General features: G+C 71.7%; 22 protein-coding genes and 1 pseudogene. 7 read left to right on the forward strand and 16 right to left on the reverse strand.

Going from position 1 to position 21,264, the window contains the following annotated elements; translation table 11 throughout:
- The first annotated feature begins 78 nt into the window (after positions 1-78).
- Genes ACE3O1_RS08655 through ACE3O1_RS08665 form a run of 3 tightly spaced genes read left to right on the forward strand, consistent with a single transcriptional unit; the run spans position 79 to position 2,961 of the window.
- Positions 79-291 carry a heavy-metal-associated domain-containing protein gene (locus tag ACE3O1_RS08655; protein ID WP_374314511.1) on the forward strand — a complete coding sequence of 71 codons (213 nt, stop codon included), beginning with the start codon at positions 79-81 and terminating at the stop codon, positions 289-291.
- Positions 291-2,639 (forward strand): heavy metal translocating P-type ATPase, encoded by a 2,349-nt coding sequence (locus tag ACE3O1_RS08660; RefSeq protein ID WP_374314513.1) that lies wholly within the window; start codon positions 291-293, stop codon positions 2,637-2,639. Before ACE3O1_RS08655 ends, ACE3O1_RS08660 begins: the two co-directional genes overlap by 1 nt.
- A gap of 10 nt (positions 2,640-2,649) precedes the next feature.
- Entirely contained in the window at positions 2,650-2,961 is a 312-nt protein-coding gene (locus tag ACE3O1_RS08665) for a metal-sensitive transcriptional regulator (protein ID WP_374314515.1), read from the forward strand.
- Between the two features lie 135 nt (positions 2,962-3,096).
- Here ACE3O1_RS08665 and rarD read toward each other — a convergent pair whose 3' ends face one another.
- A complete protein-coding gene (gene rarD, locus ACE3O1_RS08670) occupies positions 3,097-4,020 on the reverse strand; it encodes an EamA family transporter RarD (protein ID WP_374314554.1) in 924 nt (307 codons plus the stop codon).
- A 242-nt stretch (positions 4,021-4,262) separates the two neighbouring features.
- Positions 4,263-4,559, reverse strand: coding sequence for a co-chaperone GroES (gene groES / locus ACE3O1_RS08675; RefSeq protein WP_017203655.1), 297 nt, complete (start codon positions 4,557-4,559; stop codon positions 4,263-4,265).
- 144 nt (positions 4,560-4,703) lie between these two features.
- Here groES and ACE3O1_RS08680 point away from each other — a divergent pair, with 144 nt between their 5' ends.
- Complete coding sequence (locus tag ACE3O1_RS08680; RefSeq protein ID WP_374314517.1) at positions 4,704-5,903, forward strand: SAM-dependent methyltransferase; 1,200 nt, start codon at positions 4,704-4,706, stop codon at positions 5,901-5,903.
- Here the strand turns inward: ACE3O1_RS08680 and ACE3O1_RS08685 are convergent.
- The 10 genes from ACE3O1_RS08685 to ACE3O1_RS08730 form a co-directional block, all read right to left on the reverse strand.
- The gene (locus ACE3O1_RS08685) at positions 5,887-6,372 is read right to left on the reverse strand and encodes a hypothetical protein (protein WP_374314520.1); all 486 of its coding nucleotides are present in this window, start codon (positions 6,370-6,372) and stop codon (positions 5,887-5,889) included. The genes ACE3O1_RS08680 and ACE3O1_RS08685 overlap by 17 nt on opposite strands.
- Complete coding sequence (gene tsaD / locus ACE3O1_RS08690) at positions 6,369-7,439, reverse strand: tRNA (adenosine(37)-N6)-threonylcarbamoyltransferase complex transferase subunit TsaD (protein ID WP_374314522.1); 1,071 nt, start codon at positions 7,437-7,439, stop codon at positions 6,369-6,371. The genes ACE3O1_RS08685 and tsaD overlap by 4 nt, the downstream gene beginning before the upstream one ends.
- Entirely contained in the window at positions 7,436-7,933 is a 498-nt protein-coding gene (rimI, locus tag ACE3O1_RS08695) for a ribosomal protein S18-alanine N-acetyltransferase (protein ID WP_374314525.1), read from the reverse strand. Before rimI ends, tsaD begins: the two co-directional genes overlap by 4 nt.
- Positions 7,930-8,583 carry a tRNA (adenosine(37)-N6)-threonylcarbamoyltransferase complex dimerization subunit type 1 TsaB gene (gene tsaB, locus ACE3O1_RS08700; protein WP_374314527.1) on the reverse strand — a complete coding sequence of 218 codons (654 nt, stop codon included), beginning with the start codon at positions 8,581-8,583 and terminating at the stop codon, positions 7,930-7,932. The genes rimI and tsaB overlap by 4 nt, the downstream gene beginning before the upstream one ends.
- 37 nt (positions 8,584-8,620) lie before the next feature.
- Positions 8,621-9,169 carry a tRNA (adenosine(37)-N6)-threonylcarbamoyltransferase complex ATPase subunit type 1 TsaE gene (tsaE, locus tag ACE3O1_RS08705; RefSeq protein ID WP_374314530.1) on the reverse strand — a complete coding sequence of 183 codons (549 nt, stop codon included), beginning with the start codon at positions 9,167-9,169 and terminating at the stop codon, positions 8,621-8,623.
- Entirely contained in the window at positions 9,166-10,290 is a 1,125-nt protein-coding gene (gene alr / locus ACE3O1_RS08710) for an alanine racemase (RefSeq protein WP_374314532.1), read from the reverse strand. Before alr ends, tsaE begins: the two co-directional genes overlap by 4 nt.
- Positions 10,287-10,649 (reverse strand): holo-ACP synthase, encoded by a 363-nt coding sequence (locus tag ACE3O1_RS08715; RefSeq protein ID WP_374314534.1) that lies wholly within the window; start codon positions 10,647-10,649, stop codon positions 10,287-10,289. Before ACE3O1_RS08715 ends, alr begins: the two co-directional genes overlap by 4 nt.
- A 181-nt stretch (positions 10,650-10,830) precedes the next feature.
- A complete protein-coding gene (gene glmS / locus ACE3O1_RS08720; protein WP_374314536.1) occupies positions 10,831-12,681 on the reverse strand; it encodes a glutamine--fructose-6-phosphate transaminase (isomerizing) in 1,851 nt (616 codons plus the stop codon).
- 84 nt (positions 12,682-12,765) lie between these two features.
- Positions 12,766-13,719, reverse strand: coding sequence for a type I pantothenate kinase (coaA, locus tag ACE3O1_RS08725; protein ID WP_374314538.1), 954 nt, complete (start codon positions 13,717-13,719; stop codon positions 12,766-12,768).
- 173 nt (positions 13,720-13,892) lie between these two features.
- Positions 13,893-15,491, reverse strand: coding sequence for a M20/M25/M40 family metallo-hydrolase (locus tag ACE3O1_RS08730; RefSeq protein WP_374314540.1), 1,599 nt, complete (start codon positions 15,489-15,491; stop codon positions 13,893-13,895).
- 232 nt (positions 15,492-15,723) lie between these two features.
- Here ACE3O1_RS08730 and ACE3O1_RS08735 point away from each other — a divergent pair, with 232 nt between their 5' ends.
- A complete protein-coding gene (locus ACE3O1_RS08735) occupies positions 15,724-16,671 on the forward strand; it encodes a Ppx/GppA phosphatase family protein (protein ID WP_374314542.1) in 948 nt (315 codons plus the stop codon).
- Positions 16,672-16,674: 3 nt separating this feature from the next.
- Here the strand turns inward: ACE3O1_RS08735 and glmM are convergent, their stop codons facing one another.
- Genes glmM through rplM form a run of 3 tightly spaced genes read right to left on the reverse strand, consistent with a single transcriptional unit; the run spans position 16,675 to position 18,996 of the window.
- Positions 16,675-18,033 carry a phosphoglucosamine mutase gene (glmM, locus tag ACE3O1_RS08740; protein WP_374314544.1) on the reverse strand — a complete coding sequence of 453 codons (1,359 nt, stop codon included), beginning with the start codon at positions 18,031-18,033 and terminating at the stop codon, positions 16,675-16,677.
- Between the two features lie 16 nt (positions 18,034-18,049).
- Positions 18,050-18,523: a 30S ribosomal protein S9 gene (gene rpsI, locus ACE3O1_RS08745; protein ID WP_374314546.1), complete on the reverse strand. Its 474-nt coding sequence runs from the start codon at positions 18,521-18,523 to the stop codon at positions 18,050-18,052.
- 26 nt (positions 18,524-18,549) lie between these two features.
- Positions 18,550-18,996 carry a 50S ribosomal protein L13 gene (rplM, locus tag ACE3O1_RS08750; RefSeq protein WP_374314548.1) on the reverse strand — a complete coding sequence of 149 codons (447 nt, stop codon included), beginning with the start codon at positions 18,994-18,996 and terminating at the stop codon, positions 18,550-18,552.
- A 219-nt stretch (positions 18,997-19,215) separates the two neighbouring features.
- On the opposite strand from rplM, the gene ACE3O1_RS08755 reads away from it, so the two are divergent.
- Positions 19,216-20,085 (forward strand): hypothetical protein, encoded by an 870-nt coding sequence (locus ACE3O1_RS08755; protein ID WP_374314550.1) that lies wholly within the window; start codon positions 19,216-19,218, stop codon positions 20,083-20,085.
- Between the two features lie 22 nt (positions 20,086-20,107).
- On the opposite strand, the gene ACE3O1_RS08760 is transcribed toward ACE3O1_RS08755, so the two are convergent.
- Positions 20,108-20,821: an endonuclease/exonuclease/phosphatase family protein gene (locus ACE3O1_RS08760; RefSeq protein WP_374314552.1), complete on the reverse strand. Its 714-nt coding sequence runs from the start codon at positions 20,819-20,821 to the stop codon at positions 20,108-20,110.
- Between the two features lie 114 nt (positions 20,822-20,935).
- Here ACE3O1_RS08760 and ACE3O1_RS08765 point away from each other — a divergent pair.
- A pseudogene (locus ACE3O1_RS08765) lies at positions 20,936-21,264 on the forward strand (cellobiohydrolase); the annotation flags it as partial.

Below are 21,264 nucleotides of genomic sequence, written 5' to 3' on the forward strand. Positions count from 1 at the left end.
CGGCAATACCCCGACCGGGTATATCCTTGAGGAGACGTACCCCTCTGGGGTATCCGATCTTGCACGAAAGGCGCGACCATGACCCAGACGAGCGAATACAAGGTGACCGGCATGAGCTGCGGGCACTGCGAGGCCTCCGTCCGCGGCGAGGTCTCCAAGATCGCGGGAGTCCAGACGGTCTCCGTCGACGCCGCGACCGGGTCTCTCATCGTGGGCTCGGTCGCCGAGCTGGCGGACGCCGACGTGCTGGCCGCCGTCGACGAGGCCGGCTACGAGGCGGTGCGGATCTGATGGATCCTGCGGCGCCGCGTCCGGGCGCGCGCATCGAACTCGAGATCGGCGGCATGACGTGCGCGTCGTGCGCCAACCGGATCGAGAAGCGGCTCAACCGGATCGACGGGGTCGAGGCATCCGTCAACTACGCGACGGAGAAGGCCACGATCACTGCGCCGACCGAGGTGGATGCCAGCACGCTGATCGCCGAGATCGAGAAGACCGGGTACACCGCGGCGCTCCCCCAGCCCCCTGCGCCCGCGCGCGACGCGCACGATCGCGACGGCCGCGACAGCGAGCTGACCGGACTGCGACAGCGGCTGATCGGCTCGGTCGTGCTGTCGGTTCCCGTCATCCTCCTGGCGATGATCCCGGCGCTGCAGTTCACCTACTGGCAGTGGGCGTCGCTCGCCCTCTCCGCGCCCGTCGTGGTGTGGGGCGCGTGGCCGTTCCACCGGGCGGCATGGATCAACCTCCGCCACGGTGCCGCGACGATGGACACGCTCATCTCGCTCGGCGTCTCGGCAGCCTTCCTGTGGTCGCTGTACGCACTGTTCTTCGGGCACGCGGGCATGCCCGGCATGACCCACGCCTTCGAGTGGTCGGTGCAGCCCGGCGACGGCGCCGGCGACATCTACCTCGAGGTCGCCACAGGCGTGACGATGTTCGTGCTCGCGGGCCGTTACTTCGAGGTGCGCTCGAAGCGACGCGCGGGTGCGGCACTGCGCGCTCTGCTCGAGATCGGGGCGAAGGATGCCGCGGTCCTGCGGCCCGGTGCGGACGGCGTCGATGCCGAGCTCCGCATCCCGATCACCGAGCTGCGGGCGGGCGACCGCTTCGTGGTGCGGCCGGGCGAGAAGGTCGCGACCGACGGCGTGGTCGTCTCGGGCACGTCCGCCGTGGACGCGTCGATGATCACGGGCGAGTCCGTGCCGGTCGAGGTCGCGCCGGGCGACGCCGTCGTCGGAGCGACGGTCAATGCCGGCGGGCGGCTCGTGGTGCGCGCGACGCGCGTGGGCGATGAGACGCAGCTGGCGCAGATGGCGCGGCTGGTCGAGCAGGCGCAGTCCGGCAAGGCGGACGTGCAGCGCCTCGCAGACCGGATCTCGGGCATCTTCGTGCCGATCGTCCTCCTCATCTCCCTCGGCACGCTCGTGACCTGGCTCGTGCTCGGCTATGACGCGACGATGGCGTTCACCGCCGCGGTCGCCGTCCTGATCATCGCGTGCCCGTGCGCGCTCGGCCTCGCCACGCCCACGGCTCTGCTCGTGGGAACCGGCCGCGGCGCACAGCTCGGCATCCTCGTCAAGGGTCCCGAGGTCCTGGAGTCCACCCGGGCCGTCGACACGATCGTGCTCGACAAGACGGGGACCGTGACCACCGGGCGCATGACGCTGATCGACACCGTGGCCACCGCGGGCACGGAGCGCACAGACCTGCTGCGTCTCGCCGGAGCGCTGGAGCACGCCTCGGAGCACCCGATCGCGCAGGCCGTCGCTCGCGGCGCCGCGGCCGCGGTGGGTACGCTGCCGGTCCCCGAGTCGTTCGAGAATCTCCCGGGCCGCGGGGTGTCGGGCGTCGTCGACGGACATGCGGTGATCGTGGGCCGCGAGTCGCTCCTCGCCGACTGGGCGCTCCGGCTTCCGGGGGACCTGGTCGCGGTCAAGCGCGACGCCGAGGCAGCCGGCGCCACGGCGGTGCTCGCGGCCTGGGACGGCGAGGTCCGCGGCGTGTTCGTGGTCGCCGATCAGGTCAAGCCGACGAGCGCCGCCGCCGTGGCGCAGCTGCGCGGGCTCGGACTTCGCGCGGTGCTGCTGACCGGAGACTCCGACGCCGTGGCGAACACGGTCGCCGCCCAGGTGGGCATCGACGAGGTGATCGCCGAAGTGCTGCCGCAGGACAAGGTCGCGGTCGTGACTCGGCTGCAGGCCGAGGGGCGCGTCGTGGCGATGGTCGGCGACGGCGTGAACGACGCCGCCGCTCTCGCGCAGGCCGATCTGGGCATCGCGATGGGGACGGGGACCGACGCCGCGATCGAGGCATCCGACATCACGCTCGTCCGCGGCGACCTCCGCAGCGCGGGAGACGCGATCCGGCTGTCCCGGGCAACGCTCGGAACGATCAAGGTGAACCTCTTCTGGGCCTTCGCCTACAATGTGGCGGCGATACCGCTCGCCGCCCTGGGTCTGCTGAATCCGATGATCGCGGGGGCGGCGATGGCGCTCTCGAGCGTCTTCGTCGTGGGCAACAGCCTGCGCCTGCGGTCCTTCCGCAGCCGGTCGGGCGCCGCGGAGGCGTTGGAGCCGGCGCGGTCGAGTGCTGGGACACCTGCCTTAGCTGTACATAATGAACCTGCTTCACAATGAGGATGCGACAATGAGCGACACGATGGTCGGGACGGGCCACAGCCACCACGGGTACATCACCGACAAGGAGAAGTACCTCAACCGCCTCAAGCGGATCGAGGGGCAGGCCCGCGGCATCCACAAGATGGTCGAGGACGAGAAGTACTGCATCGACATCCTGACGCAGATCAGCGCTCTCACCAGCGCGCTCGAAGCCGTCGCGGTGGGGCTCCTGGACGACCACCTCCGCCATTGCGTGGTGGATGCCGCACGCCTGGGCGGACCCGAAGCCGACGCCAAGATCAGCGAGGCCACCCAGGCCATCGCGCGCCTCGTGCGCTGACCCGCCGCGCGCCCCGCGCCCGCCGCCCCGACGTCGAAGTCCGGGAATCTCGGCGAAACCCCGGACGCCGCCCCGTGATTCGGCGCCGATCCGGGGATTGGGCGAGACGAGACCCCGGGCCGGCTGCCGGCCGGGTCAGGCCGCCAGGCGCACCCGGCGGGCGTGGATGACGGAGTCCGCGGTCAGGATGATGAGCGCCACCCACACCAGCCCGAAGCCGATCCAGCGCTCGAGGGGCATCGGCTCCTGCAGCAGCCACGCGCCGATGATGAACTGCAGAATCGGAGCGACGAACTGCAGCAGGCCGATCACGGTGAGCGACGTGCGGCGCGCCCCTGCGGCGAAGAAGAGCAGGGGGACGGCCGTCACCACCCCGACGAGGCTCAGCAGCACCGTGTGCAGCGGCCCCTCCGAGCCGAACACCAGCCCGCTGGTCGAACTCACGACGACGAGGATGACCGTCGCCACCGGCACGAGCCACATCGACTCGAGCGTCAGGCCGCTCACCGCGTCGACCGATGGCCCGACCCGCTTCTTGACGAGCCCGTACACGCTGAAGGATGCCGCCAGGGTGAGCGCGATCCACGGCACCGACCCGTAGCCGACGATGATGACCAGCACCGCGAGCACGGCGATGCCGACCGCGACCCACTGCGTCACGCGCAGGCGCTCGCGCAGCACCAGCACGGCGAGCAGCACCGTCGCGATCGGGTTGATGAAGTAGCCCAGGCTCGTCTCGATCACATGGCCGGTCAGCGCCCCCAGGATGAAGACCTGCCAGTTGATGTAGATCAGTCCGCCGGCCAGCGCCGTGAGGCCGAGCAGCCGCGGCTGCCGGAAGATCGCGCCGATGCGGGTCCACGAGCGGGTGACGGCGATCAGCAGCACGCAGAAGACGAGCGACAGCAGGATGCGCCACGCCACGAGCTCGAACGGCCCGATCGGCATCAGCAGCAGGAAGTAGAGCGGCAGGAACCCCCACAGCAGGTACGCCGCGAAGGCGTAGATGCCGCCGAGGGTGTGCTCGCGGCTCAGATCGCGGCCGGCGGCCTCGGGCATCGGCACCACGGCGATGCCCGCGGTGGCCGTTGCGCACGCTCCGAGCTCGGTCAGGTCCTCGCTCGGGCCCGCGGGGGATGACGCCTCGGAACTCACCGTCCCAGCCTAGGACCGGTCGCCCCGGCCCCGGCTCCCGCCGACGTCGGCGGACTGCCGTCGTGCGCGAGATCTCTGCCACGCCGGACGGCGAGAGGGCCGGATGCCGAGGCATCCGACCCTCTCGGTACGCGGTGTGCGCGAGGTCAGCGGACGACGACCGCCAGGACGTCGCGAGCCGACAGCACGAGGAACTCGTCAGCGCCGAACTTCACCTCGGTGCCGCCGTACTTGCTGTACAGCACCCGGTCGCCCACGGCGACGTCGAGCGGCACGCGGTTGCCGTTGTCGTCGATGCGGCCGGGGCCGACGGCGACGACTTCGCCCTCCTGGGGCTTCTCCTTGGCGGTGTCGGGGATGACGAGGCCACTCGCGGTGGTCTGCTCGGCCTCGACCTGCTTGATGACGATGCGGTCCTCGAGCGGCTTGATGGAAACCGACACGGTCTACCTCTTCTTTCCTTGAGACTGAAGACTCGTTAGCACTCTGGTGTGGAGAGTGCTGATCTCAAGTCTAGGGATGCGCTGGCACTCACGCAACGTGAGTGCCAGCCGCGTGACGCCGTGCGACAGACGTAGGCTGGGCCGGTGGAGATGGCCGAGCTCACCGCACTGCTCACGCCCCGGGGCCTGCAGCTCCTTGACGCGCTGCCGCCGATCGAGACGGCCGACGACGTCGCGCGCACGGTGTCGCGGCTGCGCAAGGACGGCCACTCCCCCGACCTCGTGTCGGCCGTCGTGACCCAGTCCCGGCTGAGAAGGCGGGCCGAGGCGAAGTTCGGTCCCTTCGCCGCGCGCATGCTCTTCACCCGCGCCGGACTGGAGCAGGCGACGCGGCTCGGGATCGCCGCCCGCCACGCCGTCCGGTTCCGCGACGCGGGCCTGAACCGCGTGGCCGACCTCGGCTGCGGCATCGGCGGCGACGCGCTCGGCCTCGCCGGCCTCGGCCTGTCCGTCGCCGCCGTCGACGCGGACGAGGTCACCGCCGCGATCGCCGCCTACAACCTCGCTCCGTTCGGCGACGCCACGACCGTCCGGCACGGAACTGCCGAGACGACAGACCTGTCGGACGTCGACGCGGTGTGGCTCGACCCCGCGCGTCGCACCGCGGGGCACGGCGAGACCACGCGGACACGGCCGGAGGACTGGTCGCCCTCCCTCGACTGGACGTTCGACCTCGCGCGGCGGATGCCGGCGGGTATCAAGCTCGGACCCGGCCTCGATCGCGCGGCGATCCCGACCGAGTTCGAGGCGCAGTGGGTGAGCGCGGACGGATCGACGCTCGAGCTCGTCCTGTGGTCCGGGCCGCTGGCGCGCGACGGCATCCGACGGGCGGCGCTCGTCATCCGCGGCGACGAGGCGCACGAGCTCACCGCTCCCGCCGACACGCCCGACGCGCCCGCGCGAGACCTCGGCGCCTACCTCCACGAGCCGGACGGCGCAGTGATCCGGGCTCGGCTGATCGGAGACGTCGCCCGCTCGCTCGAGGCGGGCATGGTCGACGAGCACATCGCCTACCTGACCTCGGATGCCGCGCTCACCAGCCCGTTCGTGTCGACCTTCCGCGTGCGGGAGGAGATGCCGGCGAAGGTCCCCGCCATCAACGCCGCACTGCGCAGACACGGCATCGGACGCCTCGAGATCAAGAAGCGCGGTGTCGACGTCGACCCGGCGCAGTTCCGCCGCAAGCTCCAGCTCCGTGGCGACGACGAGGCGACGCTGTTCCTCACGCGCGTCGGCACGCGGCGGATCGCGGTGCTCGCGGACCGCGTCAGCCGCCGGCCGTGATGCGCCCGGCCGCGTAGAGGAGCCATCCGGCGCTGTACACGATCGACATCACGCCGATCACGAGCGCCCACACGGCCATCGCGCGGCTCTCGAGCGGACGCCGCAGCGCGAGGATCGCCGAGATCACGCCGACGAGGCCGATCGGGAAGCCCCAGCCGACGAACAGCGACACGACCAGCCCGCCGATCGAGAAGGCGAGTGCCCACGCCGCCAGGCCGCGATGCTGCGGCTCGGGCTCGGGCATGAGCCACTGCGCGACCACCGGCGGCGCATCGTCGTCGGTGCCGGGCTCCGCCGGGGCGGACTCGCGCGTCACAGCGACCGGTGCGGTGGGAAGGCGAAGGTACCCGCCGCGGTGCACGCCGGGCAGAGCGGATGCCTCGTCCGCGGCGGCCACGTCGGCTGTGGGAGGCTCCACCACCGGATCGGGGCTCTCGGCGGGAAGCGGCATCCGCTCGTCCGCACTCATGCGCCCTCCTCGGCGACCTGGATCTCGGTCACGGGGAGCGTCGAGTCCGCGCCGAAGCGCAGCGTCGACGCCGGGCGCCCCGACATGACGAGCTCCGCGGCGAGCGCCGCGATCATCGCGCCGTTGTCGGTGCACAGCGACAGCGGCGGGATGCGCACGGTGACGCCCTCGGCGGCCGCTCGCTCCAGAGCGACGTCCCGCAGGCGCCGGTTCGCGATCACCCCGCCCCCGAGGAGGAGCCGCGGCACGCCGTGGTCGCGGCACGCCGCCAGGGCCTTCGTCACGAGCACGTCGACGACGGCTTCGCGGAAGCCTGCCGCGACGTCGGCCACCGGCACGGGCTCACCGGCCGCCTCGCGCTGCTCGACCCAGCGGGCGACGGCGGTCTTCAGCCCCGAGAACGAGAAGTCGTAGCGGTGGTCGGCCATGTCGCTCGCGCGCGACAGCCCCCGCGGGAACCGGATCGCCTCGGGGTCGCCGGATGCCGCGGCGCGGTCGATCTCGGGGCCTCCGGGATACGACAGGCCCAGCAGCCGGGCTACCTTGTCGAAGGCCTCGCCGGCCGCGTCGTCCATGGTCTCGCCCAGCAGCTCGACGTCGGTGGTGAGGTCGCGGACGAGCAGCAGCGAGGTGTGGCCCCCCGACACCAGGAGCGCCACGGTCGGATACTCCAGCGGCGGCGCATCGGCATCGAGGATGTCGGCGGCGATGTGCCCGACGAGGTGATTGACGGCGTACAGCGGGGTGCCGAGCGAGACCGCGAGAGCCTTCGCGGCGCCCACGCCGACCATCAGGGCGCCCGCGAGCCCGGGCCCGGACGTCACCGCGACCGCGTCCAGGTCGGAGAGCGCGACCCCCGACTCGGCGAGCGCAGCGCGGATCGCCGGCTCGAGAGCTTCGAGGTGGGCGCGGGCCGCGACCTCGGGCACGACCCCGCCGTAGCGTGCGTGCTCGTCCATCGAGCTCGCGATCGTGTTCGACAGCAGGGTGCGGCCGCGGACGATGCCGATGCCGGTCTCGTCGCAGCTGGTCTCGATGCCGAGGACGAGCGGCTCCGCGCGGTTCACGTGCACACCCCGGCGTCGTCGGCGGCCGGCGTCTGCGCGGCGGTCCAGCCGCGGAGGTCGAGCTTCATCACGACGGCGTCGACGTCGTCGGGCTGGTAGTAGCGCGGGCGGCGGCCGACCTCGCGGAACCCCTCCGAGGCGTACAGTCCCTGCGCGACGGGGTTGTCCGCGCGCACCTCCAGGAACACGTCGTGCACGCCGCGTCGCGCGGCCTCGGCCAGCAGCGCCGTCAGCAGCTCGCGCCCGCGGCCGCGGCCCCGCGATGCCTCCGCGATGGCGATCGTCTGGATGTCGGCATCCCGCGCTCCGCGCACCGCGCGCAGCCCGGCGTACCCTGTCAGTCGTCCGGCGGTCTCGTCGACGACGTACCAGCCGTGGGGCGACGCGAGCTCCTCGTGCATCATCGCGTCCGACCAGGCGTCGGTCGGGAAGGACGCCCGCTCGAGCGCCATGATCGCATCCAGATCGGCGGGGACGGCCGCGCGCAGCGTCACGACCCCACCTTCTTCGGACCGGCCGGGACGGTGACGTCCGGCGAGCGGAGGTACAGGGCGTCGGCAGGGCCGATCTCCCGCCCCGCAGCGAGCGCACGCGCCGCGCACACCGCCAGCATCCCGGCGGGGATGCGCCCGGTGTCGCGCCGCAGCGCGCCGAGGGCGTCGAGGCGCGCGTCGAGCTCGTCGCGCGGGATGAGCGTCGGCTCGGCGAGGCGGCGGGGCAGGCCGTCGTCGTCCAGCCCGCGGTAGACCGTGCTGGCGAACTCGCGACGGCGCGCATCCGTCACGACCGCGAACGGGTCATCCGCCTCGCGGTCGCCGGTGAGCGCGTCGTGCAGCAGAAGCTCGAGGGCCACGGCGTCGTGGCTCACGACCGGTACGACCGGCACCCCGCGGCCGAGCGCGAAGGTCCGGGCCGCGGCGATCCCGACGCGCAGACCGGTGAACGGCCCGGGCCCCATCCCGGCGGCGACGTGGGTGATGTCGGCGGGGCGAATGGATGCTTCGCGCAGCGCCTGTTCGATGAGTGCACCGATCACCTCGGCATGTCCGCGGGGGTCGGGGCTCTCGACCTGCGAGCGCACCACGCCGTCGGACTCGACGACCGCGACCGTCGATCCGAGCGACGTGTCGATGCCGAGGATCACCCCTCCAGGGTAGTCGGCGCCGCCGCCGGTCCCGTCGCTACGGGCGCCGCGAGATCGACACGATACGGGGCGTGTCGGCGTCCAGCGCCTCGGTGGCGCGGGAGTAGGTCCCGCACGCCGTGTCGACGCCGCGCCCGTGCCACTCGCGATCGAGCTCGACCTCCCACCACGCATCCCGGAGGCCGTCCACCATGCCCCGGCCCCACTCCACGACGACGGCGGACGCCTCGAAGTCGATGTCGAGATCGTCGAGCTCCGCGGGCGATCCGAGCCGGTAGGCGTCGACGTGGACGAGCGGCGTCCCGCCGACGAGCGACGGATGCGTGCGGGCGATCACGAAGGTCGGGCTCTGCACCGGACCGCGCACACCGAGCCCCGCGGCGACCCCGCGCGTGAGGGTCGTCTTGCCGGCCCCGAGCGGGCCGGTCAGCACGACGAGGTCGCCGGGGCGCAGCATCCGTCCCAGTTCCTCGCCGAGGGACTCCATGTCGGCCGGCGACGCGATCTCCCGCGTCCCGACGAGGCTGTCGAGCGTCTGTTCCACACCGGACTCAACGCGCCCGGAGCCGTCGGACTTCCCACTCATGCGGACGTCTGCCGGCGGGGCACGCGCGGGCCGATCCGCGTGACGATCTCGTAGTTGATGGTCCCCGCCGCGGCCGCCCAGTCGTCCGCGGCCGGAGCGCCGAGGGTCGGGTCGCCGAAGAGGACGACCTCGTCGCCGACGGCGACCGGGGCATCGCCCACATCCACGACGAACTGGTCCATCGCGATGCGTCCGGCGACCGTGTGGCGGCGCCCCCCGATCGTGACCGGACCCGCGCCCGACGCCTGCCGCGGTACGCCGTCGGCATAGCCGACGGGCACGAGCGCGAGCGTGGTCTCCTGCGGGGCGCGGTAGTCATAGCCGTACGAGACGCCCTGCCCGGCGGGCACGCGCCGCACCGCGGCGACCGCCGCGCGCAGGGTCATCGCCGGACGCAGGCCGAGCTCGGCCGATGAACCGCCCTCGAACGGCGAGAGCCCGTAGATCCCGATTCCGATGCGGACGCAGCCCATGCGCGTCTCGGGCAGCGCGATCGCCGCGTGCGTGGCGGCGAGGTGGCGAAGCCTCGGAGCGACGCCGAGGGACCCGGCCAGCGCGACGCCCTCTTCGAACGCGCGCAGCGCCGCTCGGTCGTCCTCGGCCGACGCGTTGGAGAGGTGGCTGAACAGAGCGATGATGCGCAGCTTGCCGATCCGCTCCAGGCGGGCGGCCTCGGCGAAGACGATCCGCTGGTCGGCGGGGGCGATGCCGTTGCGCGACAGGCCGGTCTCGAGCTTGAGGTGCACGCCGACGGGACGGTCGGCCGATGCCGCGGCCGCGGCCTGGAGCAGCTGGTCGAAGCTCGAGATGCCGAGTTCGATGCCGAGCGCGGCGGCCTCGGCGAACGAGGCGCCCGGTGCGTGCAGCCAGGCGACGATCGGCGCGTCGATCCCGGCGCGCCGGAGGGCGATCGCCTCGGCGATGTCCGAGACCCCGATCCGGGCCGCGCCTCCTCGGAGCGCAGCCACGGCCGAGCGCACGGCGCCGTGGCCGTACCCGTCGGCTTTGACGACCGCGATGATCTCGGACCCGGTCAGGCGCCGCAGGTGACGGACATTGTCCTCGATCGCCTCGACGTCGACGACCGCCTCCCGCAGGACGCCCGGACGAGGGGCGCTCATGCCCGGGCCTCCGCCTCGGCCACAACGTACGCGGTCGCGAAGCCGGCGTCGTGCGACATCGACAGGTGCAGCGTCGTGATCCCACGCTCGGCGACGACCGCGGCCGTCGAGCCGGTCAGGGTGAACCACGGACGACCGGATGCCTCGGGCGTGATCTCGATCTCGGTCCAGTGCACCCCGTCCGAACCGCCGAGCGCCTTGATGAGCGCCTCCTTCGCGGCGTAGCGCGCCGCCAGGGATCGGGGCTTGAGCAGACGCTCAGCCGGCGAGAAGAGGCGCTCGAGCAGGCGAGGCGTCCGCTCCAGCGTGCGCTCGAAGCGGGAGATGTCGACCAGGTCGACGCCGATCCCGACGATCACGAATCTCTCCCGTCACGCCGCGGACGCGGCATCCGCCAGCCTATCGGCGCATAACTCCTGCAGAACTGCGTCGCGGTCGCGGCCTTGTTCCGTAATCCCGGGGCTCCCCCGCCGTCGCCGGGCGAAACTGCAGGAGTTATGCGCCCGAGGGCGCGCCGGACGAACCCGGCGCCGGGGCCGGCTACTCGACCGTGACGGACTTCGCCAGGTTGCGCGGCTGGTCGACGTCGAGGCCCTTCGCGGTCGCCAGGCCCATCGCGAAGATGTGCAGGGGCACCACGGCCAGCAGCGGCTCGAAGAGCGGACCGGCGAGAGGGATGCGCAGCACCTCGTCGGCCTTGGGCAGCACCGCGGCGTCGCCCTCTTCGGCGATCGCGATGACGCGGGCGCCGCGGGCGCGGATCTCCTCGATGCTCGAGATGACCTTCTTGTGCATCTCACCCGACCGGCTCGGCGAGGGGACGATGACGAAGACCGGCTGGCCCGGCTCGATGAGGGCGATCGGACCGTGCTTGAGCTCGCCGGCGGCGAAGCCCTCGGCGTGGATGTAGGCGAGCTCCTTGAGCTTGAGCGCCCCCTCGAGGGCGATCGGATAGCCGACGTGGCGGCCCAGGAACAGCACCGAGCGGGTGTCGGCCATCCAGTGCGCGAACTGCTCGATGCGGGGCTGCTCGCGCTCCAGGATCTGCGAGATCTTGCCCGGGATCGCCTCGAGCTCGGCGACGTGCGCGGCGGCTTCGGCGGGGGGCACCGTGCCGCGGATGCGACCGATGTGCAGACCCAGGAGGTACAGCGCGGTCACCTGGGCGACGAAGGCCTTGGTCGAGGCCACGGCGACCTCGGGTCCGGCGTGGGTGTAGACGATCGCGTCGGACTCGCGCGGGATGGTCGCTCCCTGCGTGTTGCAGATCGACAGCGTGCGGGCGCCGCGCTCGCGGGCGTACTTGACCGCCATGAGGGTGTCCATCGTCTCGCCCGACTGGCTGATCGAGACGACGAGCGTGTCGGGGCCGATGACGGGGTCGCGGTAGCGGAACTCGTGTGCGAGCTCGACGTCGACGTGCACGCGGGCCCACTGCTCGATCGCGTACTTGCCGACCTGGCCGGCGTACGCCGCGGTGCCGCACGCGATCACGATGATGCGCGAGATGCCGGCGAACAGGTCGTCCATGCCGTCCAGCTCGGGGATCACGACCTCACCGCCGCGCAGACGTCCGCGCAGCGTGTTGGCGACTGCCTCGGGCTCCTCCGAGACCTCCTTGGCCATGAACGAGGACCATCCGCCCTTGTCGGCGGCCGAGGCATCCCACGTCACCTCGAACGGCTCCACTTCGACGGGAGCGCCTGCGAAGTCGGTCACCTCGACGCCCTGGGGCGTGATGGCGACGATCTGGTCCTGGCCGATGGCGAGGGCGCTGCGGGTGTGCTCGACGAAGGCCGCGACGTCGGAGCCGAGGAAGTTCTCGCCCTCGCCGAGTCCGATCACGAGGGGCGAGTTGCGGCGGGCGCCGACGACAAGACCGGGCTGATCCTCGTGCATGGCGAGCAGCGTGAACGCCCCCTCCAGGCGCGAGACCACGCGGCGGAAGGCCGTCACGAGGTCGCCGGTGGCCCGGTACTCGCGGCCGAGCAGCACCGCGGCCACCTCGGTGTCGGTCTGGCTGCGGAAGGTGTATCCCTCGGCGAGCAGCTCGTCCTTGAGCTCGGAGAAGTTCTCGATGATGCCGTTGTGGATGACGGCGAGCTTGTCGTCATCGGCCAGGTGCGGGTGCGCGTTGTCGTCGGTCGGACCGCCGTGCGTGGCCCAGCGCGTGTGCCCGATGCCCGTGGTGCCGTCGGACAGGGGAGCGGTCTTCAGGTCGTCGCGGAGGATGCCGAGCTTGCCCGCGCGCTTGCGCATGCCCAGGTCGCCGTCGGCGTCGATGACAGCGATGCCGGCGGAGTCGTAGCCCCGGTACTCGAGGCGCGCGAGCCCCGCGAGAAGGATGGCCTGGCTCTGCCGCGGGCCCACGTATCCGACGATTCCGCACATGCCTCCCATGGTAGGCGGAGGGTTATGCGAGGAGCCTGAACGAAAAGGTCGGCCCCGGTCAGAGGGCGAATCGGATGCCGCGGCTCAGAGTTTTCGCAGGAGCACGCGCTCGACCGTGTGGTCGGCTGCCTTCTGCAGCACCAGGCTCGCGCGATGCCGCGTCGGCAGGACGTTCTCCATCAGGTTGGGCAGGTTGATGTCGTTCCAGTAGCCCATCGCGGTCTGGACCGCCTCGTCGTCGGTCAGATGCGAGAAGACGTTGAAGAAGGAGTTCGGGTTCGCGAACGCGCCGGTGCGGAGGGCCATGAACCGCTCGACGTACCACTGCGCGATGTGCCCCGGGTCGGCGTCGACGTAGACGGAGAAGTCGAAGAGGTCGCTGACGGCGACGTCGTTCGGCGACTGCGGCGGCTGCAGCACGTTCAGCCCCTCGACGATCACGACGTCGGGTCGCCGGACCGTCGTGTGCGCGTCCGGAACGATGTCGTAGCGCATGTGGGAGTAGAAGGGCGCGCGCACTTCGGGCGCGCCGCTCTTGACCTCGGTGAGGAAGGACACCAGCGCCCGGCGGTCGTAGGACTCGGGGAAGCCCTTGCGCGCCATGATGCCGCGGCGCTCGAGCTCGGCGTTGGGGTAGAGGAAGCCGTCGGTCGTGACGAGCTCCACGCGCGGGGTGTCGGGCCAGCGGCTCATCAGCTCGCGCAGCAGACGCGCGATCGTGGACTTCCCCACCGCGACCGACCCCGCGACGGCGACCACGAACGGCGTCGTGACGTCGGCGTCCCCGAGGAACGCACTCGTCTCGGCACCCAGTCGCTTCGTCGACTTCGCGTACAGCGACAGCAGTCGCGAGAGCGGGAGATAGACCTGGGCGACCTCGGCGATGTCGAGCCGGTCGCCGAGGCCGCGGATCTGGACGATCTCGGTCTCGGAGAGGGGCTGGGCCATGCCGGCGGCCAATCGCGCCCACTCGGCCCGGTCGATCTCCCGGTAGAGGGAGAGGGCCGGCGAGACGGTGGCGGCATCGTCTGGTGACATCCCGCTCATCGTATCCGCTGCCGAACCGGACGCGGGGGGCGCCCCCCCCCGGGGGGCGCCCCCCCACCCAGACCCGAAAGCACAACCCGCCCCCCCAACATCGTACCCGCCCCCTACCGGCCCGGGGCCCCCCCCCCCGTTGTTGCGGAGCCCGCGCAGCAGGACGTGACTGCTCAGCCGGCCACGTGGTGGCCGTGGTCGGCGTGCAGTCCGCCGCCCCCGCCGGCCCAGGTGCCTTCTTCACCCGCCGGCTCCGGCAGCCGCAGCCCGCCCGGGACCGACACGCCGACGACGCCGTTGACGAGCTCGGTCGAATAGGAGTAGACGAGCACCGAGAGCGCGATCGCGTCGGCGTTCACCCCGAGCGCCTCCAGGCTGACGTTCTCGATGTCGTCGCACTCCTGGTGGTAGCACGGGTCGAGCCACTCGCCCGCCGTTCCGCCCCAGATCTCGGCCTGCTCGGGCGTCTTCTCGTCCTCGGCGCCCGTGAACAGACCGCCCGACGGGATGTCGGCGAGGATGAACGCCTCGTAGTCGCTGCGGCCGCTGAACTCGGCGTCGTCGTAGGGCGTGCCCACGCTGGTGAAGTAGCGCTCGAAGAGGTCCTCGATCTCGATCGAACCCTCGGGCACCACGACCGGCGCCTCGAACGTGGACTCGTCGCCGTCGTACACCATGTAGATGTAGTTGGGCGAGGCGACCATGTCGAAGTTGAGGTACAGCGCGATGCGGTCCTTCTCAGCCTGGCTGAGGCCCTCGACGTACTCGGTCGAGCCGATCAGGCCCTCCTCCTCGGCACCCCACCACGCGAAGCGCACGGTGTTCTGCGGCTTGAGCTTGCGGATGCTCTCCGCGACCTCGAGCAGCGCCGCCGATCCCGAGCCGTTGTCGTTGATCCCGGGGCCCTCGGGCACCGAGTCGAGGTGCGCGCCGGCCATGACGACGTTGTCGTCGTTGACCCCGGGCAGCTCGGCGATCACGTTCTTCTGCGGGTGGTTCTCGGGCTCGGGCTTCACCACGCGCGCGGTGGTGCCCGGTACGGCGGCCAGGGCGGCGCCCGAGGCGAAGTCCGTCGCGATCACCGGGATGTCGAGCGGATCGGGGTTCGCCCCGATGAGCGTGACGTTGGTGATCATGCCCGAGCGCTCCGGGGTGTTCCCCTGGTTCATGATGATGACCGCCTCGGCGCCGGCGTTCTGCGCGTTGCGCGCCTTCACACCGAACTCGCACGTGCCGCGCTGGATCAGGGCGATGTCGGCCGTGCCCGAGAAGTCGAGCCCAGCGAAGTCCGACTCCTCGCATCCGCTCGTCACGGGGTCGCGCGGCATGGCGAGGACGAGGTCGACGGGGATGACCTGACCTGTCACCGTTCCCGACCCCGATCCCTCGGAGAAGTTGCCTGCGGCCAGTGCGACGTTCTGGGGAGTGAGCTGCTGAAGCTCCGCCGGCGGCTGATAGGCGTAGTCGAACTCGTCGATCGACACCTCCCAGCCCGCGGCCTCCATCGTCTCGACGACGTAATCCACGCTCGCCTCGTATCCGGGGGTGTCGGCCGCCCGGTTGCCGCCGTTCGCGGTCGCGATCTCCTGGAACGCCTCGAGGTGCTCGTTGGCGCCCTCCGCCGTCACGCACTGGAGGAGCTTGGCGACGGTGTTGTTGGTGCGGTTGTCGCACTTGGCGGCGGGTGCCGCCGAGGCTGCGGCCGGCGCGATGGCCATCGCCAGGGCCGTCGCCGTGGCTGCGGCGATCGCCAGCCCGGCTCTGCGTGTCATGCGGGATCGATTCATGTTCTCTCCTTCACGAGGGCGCTCCTCGTCGAGCGCCATGCGCACGGACTCGCCACCGGGGGTGTCCACGCGCGGGGACGGATACCGGATCAGCATCCTGCCGCCGAGGCTAGACGCGGCCCGAAGGGGCCGGAAGGGCCCGCCGCGACTTCTCATCCGAGCCTCATGCGGCGTCACAGGGACCACGCGCGCGTCCCCGTGCCGATACTGTCGTGCCGTGCGCCTCGGAGTTCTCGACATCGGTTCCAACACCGTCCACCTGCTCGTGGCCGACGTCCGGCCGGGGGGCCGTCCACTCGCCGCGACCAGCCAGCGCACGGTGCTTCGGCTCATGCGCTACCTCGGCCCCGACGGCGAGGTCACCTCGGAGGGAGTGACGGCGCTGGTCGACGCGGTATCCGAGGCCGGCCGGGTCGCGGCATCCGAGAACGTCGACGAGCTCCTCGCGACCGCCACGTCCGCGGTCCGTGAGGCGGCGAACGGGCCCGAGGTCATCGCCCTCATCGAAGAGGCGCTCGGCCAGCCGCTCCAGGTCCTCGGCGGCGAGACGGAAGCCCGCTACACGTTCCTGGCGGTGCGGCGCTGGTTCGGATGGGCGGCCGGGCAGATCCTGCTCTTCGACATCGGCGGCGGATCGCTCGAGATCGCGGCCGGTGCCGACGAGCTGCCCGAGGCCGCGGCATCCGTCCCTCTGGGCGCGGGCCGCATGACGATCCAGTTCCTTCCGGACGACCCGCCCGGCGAGGATGCCGTCGAGCGCCTGCGCGCCCACGCCCGCGCGACCCTCGCGCCCGTCGCCGCGCAGTTCGGCGCGCTGGAGCGGCCCGACCACGTGGTCGGCTCCTCGAAGGCGATCCGGTCCCTGGCGAAGCTCGTCGGCTACCCGGCGCCCGGCTGGTCGGGGATCGAGCGGATGCTGCTCCCCCGCGCCGCGCTGGGTTCGTGGATCCCCCGCCTGGCGCGGATCCCGGCGAGCGCGCGTCAGGAGCTCCCCGGCATCACCCCGGACCGGACGTTCCAGATCGTCGCGGGAGCGGTCGTGCTGCACGAGGCCATGCGCGCGCTCGACGTCGACGAGCTCGAGGTGTCGCCGTGGGCGCTGCGCGAAGGGGTTCTCCTCCGCTACATCGAATCGCTGTCGTGGACGGGCGCGGCGCCCGCCTGACCCTTAGAGGGCCAGGCGCTCGCGGACGACGGCGGCGAGACCGTCGGCATGCCGACGGGCGTCCTCGGCCGAAGCCGCCTCGACCATGACGCGCACGAGCGGCTCGGTGCCCGAGGGGCGCAGCAGCACGCGGCCCGAATCGCCGAGCTCGGCCGCGACGGCGGCCACGGCATCCGACACCGCCTCGTCGCTGTTCGCGCGCGAACGGTCCACGTCCTTCACGTTGACCAGCACCTGCGGGTAGACCGTCATGATCGACGCCAGCTCGGCCAGCGTCTTGCCCTGCCGGGCCATCTCACCCACGAGGTGCAGCCCGGTAAGCAGGCCGTCGCCGGTCGTGGCGAACTCGCTCATGATGACGTGGCCCGACTGCTCCCCGCCGAGCGAGTAGCCGCCCTCGTTCATGCGCTCGAGCACGTAGCGGTCGCCGACGGCGGTCTGCTCGACGCGGATGCCGTGCGCGGCCATGGCGCGGTGGAGGCCGAGGTTGCTCATGACGGTCGCGACGAGGGTGTCGTCGACGAGGTGCCCGCGCTCCTTCATGGCCACGGCCAGGATCGCCATGATCTGATCGCCGTCCACGATGGAGCCGGCGGCATCGACGGCGAGGCAGCGGTCGGCGTCGCCGTCGTGGGCGATGCCGACATCGGCGCCGTGGGCGATGACCGCCTCGGCGAGCTTGTCGAGGTGCGTGGAGCCGACGCCGTCGTTGATGTTCAGGCCGTCGGGGTCCGCGCCGATGACGGTGACCCGGGCGCCCGCGTCGCGGAACGTCTCGGGAGAGACGCCGGATGCCGCGCCGTTGGCGCAGTCCAGCACGACGTGGATGCCGTCGAGGCGGTAGGGCAGCGAGGCGAGGAGGTGCACGACGTAGCGGTCCTCGGCGTCGGCGAACCGGCGGATGCGGCCGACGGCGGCTCCCGTCGGCTGCAGCTTGGGTCCTGCCATCGCGTGCTCGATGCGCTGCTCGACGATGTCGGGGAGCTTGACCCCGCCGCGCGCGAAGATCTTGATGCCGTTGTCGGGGGCGGGATTGTGCGAGGCCGAGACCATCACGCCGAAGTCGGCGTCCATGTCGGCGATGAGGTACGCCGTCGCGGGGGTGGGCAGCACACCGGCGTCCAGCACGTCGACGCCCGACGAGGCGAGGCCCGCCTCGACCGCAGCCGACAGGAATTCGCCGGAGACGCGGGGGTCGCGCGCGACGACGGCGGTCAGGCGCTTGCCGGCCGCCCGGCGCGCCTCGGCGGAGCGACCCGGGCCCCGGACGACCGCGGGCGCCTGGGCCAGGGTGAGGGCGAGTTCGGCGGTGAGGGGGCCGTTGGCCAGCCCCCTCACCCCGTCCGTGCCAAAGATCGGCATACGGAACGAGAGCCGATCAGCGCTTCGAGTACTGCGGCGCCTTGCGGGCCTTCTTGAGACCGGCCTTCTTGCGCTCGATGACGCGGGCGTCGCGCGAGAGGAAGCCGGCCTTCTTGAGGGCCGGGCGGTTGTTCTCGACGTCGATCTGGTTCAGCGCGCGGGCGATGCCGAGGCGCAGCGCGCCGGCCTGACCCGAGGGGCCGCCGCCCTGGATGCGGACGATCACGTCGTACGCGCCGGTGAGACCGAGCACCGTGAAGGGGTCGGTGATGAGCTGCTGGTGCAGCTTGTTCGGGAAGTAGTCCTCGAACGTGCGGCCGTTGACGGTGATGGTGCCCGAGCCGGGGATCACGCGCACGCGGGCGATGGCCTGCTTGCGACGGCCCACAGCGGCGCCGGAGACCGAGAGCACGGGGCGCTCGGCGGCGACGACGGTCTCGTCGGCCGGCGTCTCGGTCGAGTAGTTGGTGGTGTCTTCGATGTTCGCCACGAGTATGTCCTTAGTCTGTGCGGCGCTTACTGGGCGACCTGGTCGAGGGTGTACGTCTTGGGCTGCTGCGCCGAGTGCGGGTGCTCTCCGCCGACGTAGACCTTGAGCTTCGACAGCTGCTGACGGCCGAGGCTGTTCTTGGGGAGCATGCCACGGATGGCCTTCTCCACCGCGCGGACGGGGTTCTTCTCGAGCAGCTCCGCGTAGGAGACCGCCGTGAGGCCGCCCGGGTAGCCCGAGTGACGGTAGGCCATCTTCTTCTGGAGCTTCTGGCCGGTGAGGGCCACCTTCTCGGCGTTGACGATGATGACGAAGTCACCCATGTCGACGTGGTTCGCGAAGGTCGGCTTGTGCTTGCCGCGCAGGAGCGCGGCGGCGTGCGAGGCGAGGCGGCCGAGGACGACGTCGGTCGCGTCGATGACCAGCCACTCGCGCTGGGTCTCGCCAGCCTTGGGGGTGTAAGTGCGCGTCACAGTAGTGCTGCTTTCTTGGGTTCGAACGGAGAAGTTCGTGAATCCCACTCCGGGGTGGTTCGCTGGCCGAAGACCGTGGAACACGCCAGTGGAGGGCTCACGTTCGCGGTGCCGGGTCAGCTGAGCCGGACACCAAACGTCGAGTCTACGGCATCCGAATGCCCTGACCAAACCCGGGATCCCGGGCGCTGCGCCGGAGTCCTCGCTATTGTCGTCGACATGCCGCCCGCCGTGCCGTCGACCTCGGTCCAGCGCACGTACCGGTACCTGCGCATCGCGATCGCAGGGACCGTCGTGGTCATCTTCGTGTCCGTCGGCCTCGCCGCGACCTCGGTCGGCTGGCTCACCTCGGTCAGCGACTACTTCTACACGCCGGCGCGCAACGCGTTCGTCGGCGCGCTCATCGCCGCTGCGATGGCCCTGGTCGCCCTGTCCGGCCGCGGTGCCGAACGCGCGCTGCTCGACGCCGCCGCCCTCTTCGCACCGCTCATCGCGCTGGTGCCGACCACGCTCGCGCCGGGCAGCGTCCCCGGCGTCGCGGTGCCGTGCCCGCATCGCTGCTTCCCGCCGGAGTTCGAAGCGGATGCCGCCAACGGCGTGGCCACGTACCTCGTCGTCGGCCTGCTCACCATCCTGGTCGGGGCGCTGCTCGCCTCTCTCCGCCAGCTCTCGCTCGACCTCGTGGGCTTCAGCCTCGTCAGCGGTGCGGCGGTGCTCGTCGGAGTCGGCGCGACGTGGCTGTTCGCGCGCGACGCGTTCCTCGCGCAGGGGCACTTCGCGGCGACGATCGCGTTCTTCGCGCTGTTCGCCACGGTGGCGGTGCTCGCCGCCTTCCCCCGGCGAGGCGCTCCGCCGGCGACGGTGTTCCGCATCCTCTACGTCGCGATCGCCGTCGGACTGGTGGGAGTGCTCGTGGTGTACATCGTGCTCCTGCCCCAGGCCGACACGACGGGGGTGCCGGTCGTCCTCCTCGCCGAGGCCGCCGCCCTCGTGCTCTTCTTCGCGTTCTGGGTCGTGCAGGGGATCGAGAAGTGGCACGAGGCGGATCCGAGCATCGTGGCGGCCCGACCCGACGACGCGGCGACCTGACGCGCCGCGGGCGCGGGCCGGGTCAGGAAGCCTCGGCGCGCGGTGCACCCGCCGCGCGCGCCGAGCCCGCGATCGGACGCGCGGTCACGAGGATCGGGAGGTGGTCGCTGAGACCCTGCGGGAGCGTCCGCACGCGGTCGATCTCGAACCCCACGGACGTGGCGAAGTCGTAGTGTCCGCGGAAGAAGCGGTACCGCGTGTACGTGCGGGAGTCGCTGAGGTTCAGCTCGTAGCCCTGCTCGCGCACCTTCTGCCCCAGATGCTCCTTGAACACGGGGTAGTTGTAGTCGCCGACCATGAGCGCCGGGACCCCTTCGCCGAGGCTCTGCAGCTCGTCGAGGGCGGTGCGGATCTGGTGCCTGCGCAGCGAGTTCAGCGCGGTCAGCGGGGCGGCGTGGAACGACGCCACGATCATCTCCCGCCCGTCGTCGATGTCGTGCAGCCGCACGCCCAGCAGGCGTTCCTCGGCCGGCTTGAGCACACGGTCGTGCAGAGACTTCTTCAGGGCCAGCGCGCGCACGTCGACGGCGCGATAGGTGTTCTCGCGGTAGTACACCGCCAGCCCCAGCCGGTTGCGCTGCGTGGCATCGGCCAGCCGCAGTCCCTCGATCTCCTCGGGCAGATCGGTCGTATCGGCCTCCTGCAGGCACAGCACGTCGGCGCCGTGCGCCTCGACCAGATGGGCGAGCTCGCCCGCCGCGCGGTGCTTGCGCAGGTTGTACGAGATGACCTTCATGACCAGCACAGCCTAGGCCTGGTGGGTGACGTGCGTCCTGCCATCGAGTGGATCCTCCGTGCACTCACAGAGTACGAGAGGGTCCGGATCCGGTCCAGGCGCTAGAGTCCCCCCGTGACCCCGCCGCCGCGCCCCGCCTCCACGAGCCGGGGCCGTCCGAGCCGCCGGCAGGTGTGGGCTATCGCGACCGCGGCGGCGGCCGTGCTCGTCGTGGCGGGGGTGCTCGCCGTGATCGCGGCATCCGGATCCTCGTCCCTCGCGGGCCCGCCCGCCCAGGGGACGGTCGTCGTCGCCTCGGCATCGTCCAAGGCGGCCCGCACTGCGACGGCGTCGCCGGAGGGCACGGCCGCGCAGGCCGCCGCGGCGTACCTCGCCGCGCAGCCGACCGCGGTGTGGCTCACACCAGAGGCCGACCCGGCGGACGTCGTGGGAGAGCGGATCGC

The organism is Microbacterium sp. (genome assembly GCF_041909575.1).
GTDB lineage: Bacteria > Actinomycetota > Actinomycetes > Actinomycetales > Microbacteriaceae > Microbacterium.

Bases quoted from the DNA above. Each gene is read 5' to 3' on its own strand.
- alr (WP_374314532.1), bottom strand. From the start codon at position 10,290: ATGAGCGCCCCTCGTCCGGGCGTCCTGCGGGAGGCGGTCGTCGACGTC.
- ACE3O1_RS08760 (WP_374314552.1), bottom strand. From the start codon at position 20,821: ATGAAGGTCATCTCGTACAACCTGCGCAAGCACCGCGCGGCGGGCGAG.
- ACE3O1_RS08660 (WP_374314513.1), top strand. From the start codon at position 291: ATGGATCCTGCGGCGCCGCGTCCGGGCGCGCGCATCGAACTCGAGATC.
- ACE3O1_RS08665 (WP_374314515.1), top strand. From the start codon at position 2,650: ATGAGCGACACGATGGTCGGGACGGGCCACAGCCACCACGGGTACATC.
- ACE3O1_RS08730 (WP_374314540.1), bottom strand. From the start codon at position 15,491: ATGACACGCAGAGCCGGGCTGGCGATCGCCGCAGCCACGGCGACGGCC.
- glmM (WP_374314544.1), bottom strand. From the start codon at position 18,033: ATGCCGATCTTTGGCACGGACGGGGTGAGGGGGCTGGCCAACGGCCCC.
- tsaE (WP_374314530.1), bottom strand. From the start codon at position 9,169: ATGAGTGGGAAGTCCGACGGCTCCGGGCGCGTTGAGTCCGGTGTGGAA.
- ACE3O1_RS08755 (WP_374314550.1), top strand. From the start codon at position 19,216: ATGCCGCCCGCCGTGCCGTCGACCTCGGTCCAGCGCACGTACCGGTAC.
- ACE3O1_RS08685 (WP_374314520.1), bottom strand. From the start codon at position 6,372: ATGAGTGCGGACGAGCGGATGCCGCTTCCCGCCGAGAGCCCCGATCCG.
- ACE3O1_RS08655 (WP_374314511.1), top strand. From the start codon at position 79: ATGACCCAGACGAGCGAATACAAGGTGACCGGCATGAGCTGCGGGCAC.
- glmS (WP_374314536.1), bottom strand. From the start codon at position 12,681: ATGTGCGGAATCGTCGGATACGTGGGCCCGCGGCAGAGCCAGGCCATC.
- coaA (WP_374314538.1), bottom strand. From the start codon at position 13,719: ATGTCACCAGACGATGCCGCCACCGTCTCGCCGGCCCTCTCCCTCTAC.
- rarD (WP_374314554.1), bottom strand. From the start codon at position 4,020: ATGCCCGAGGCCGCCGGCCGCGATCTGAGCCGCGAGCACACCCTCGGC.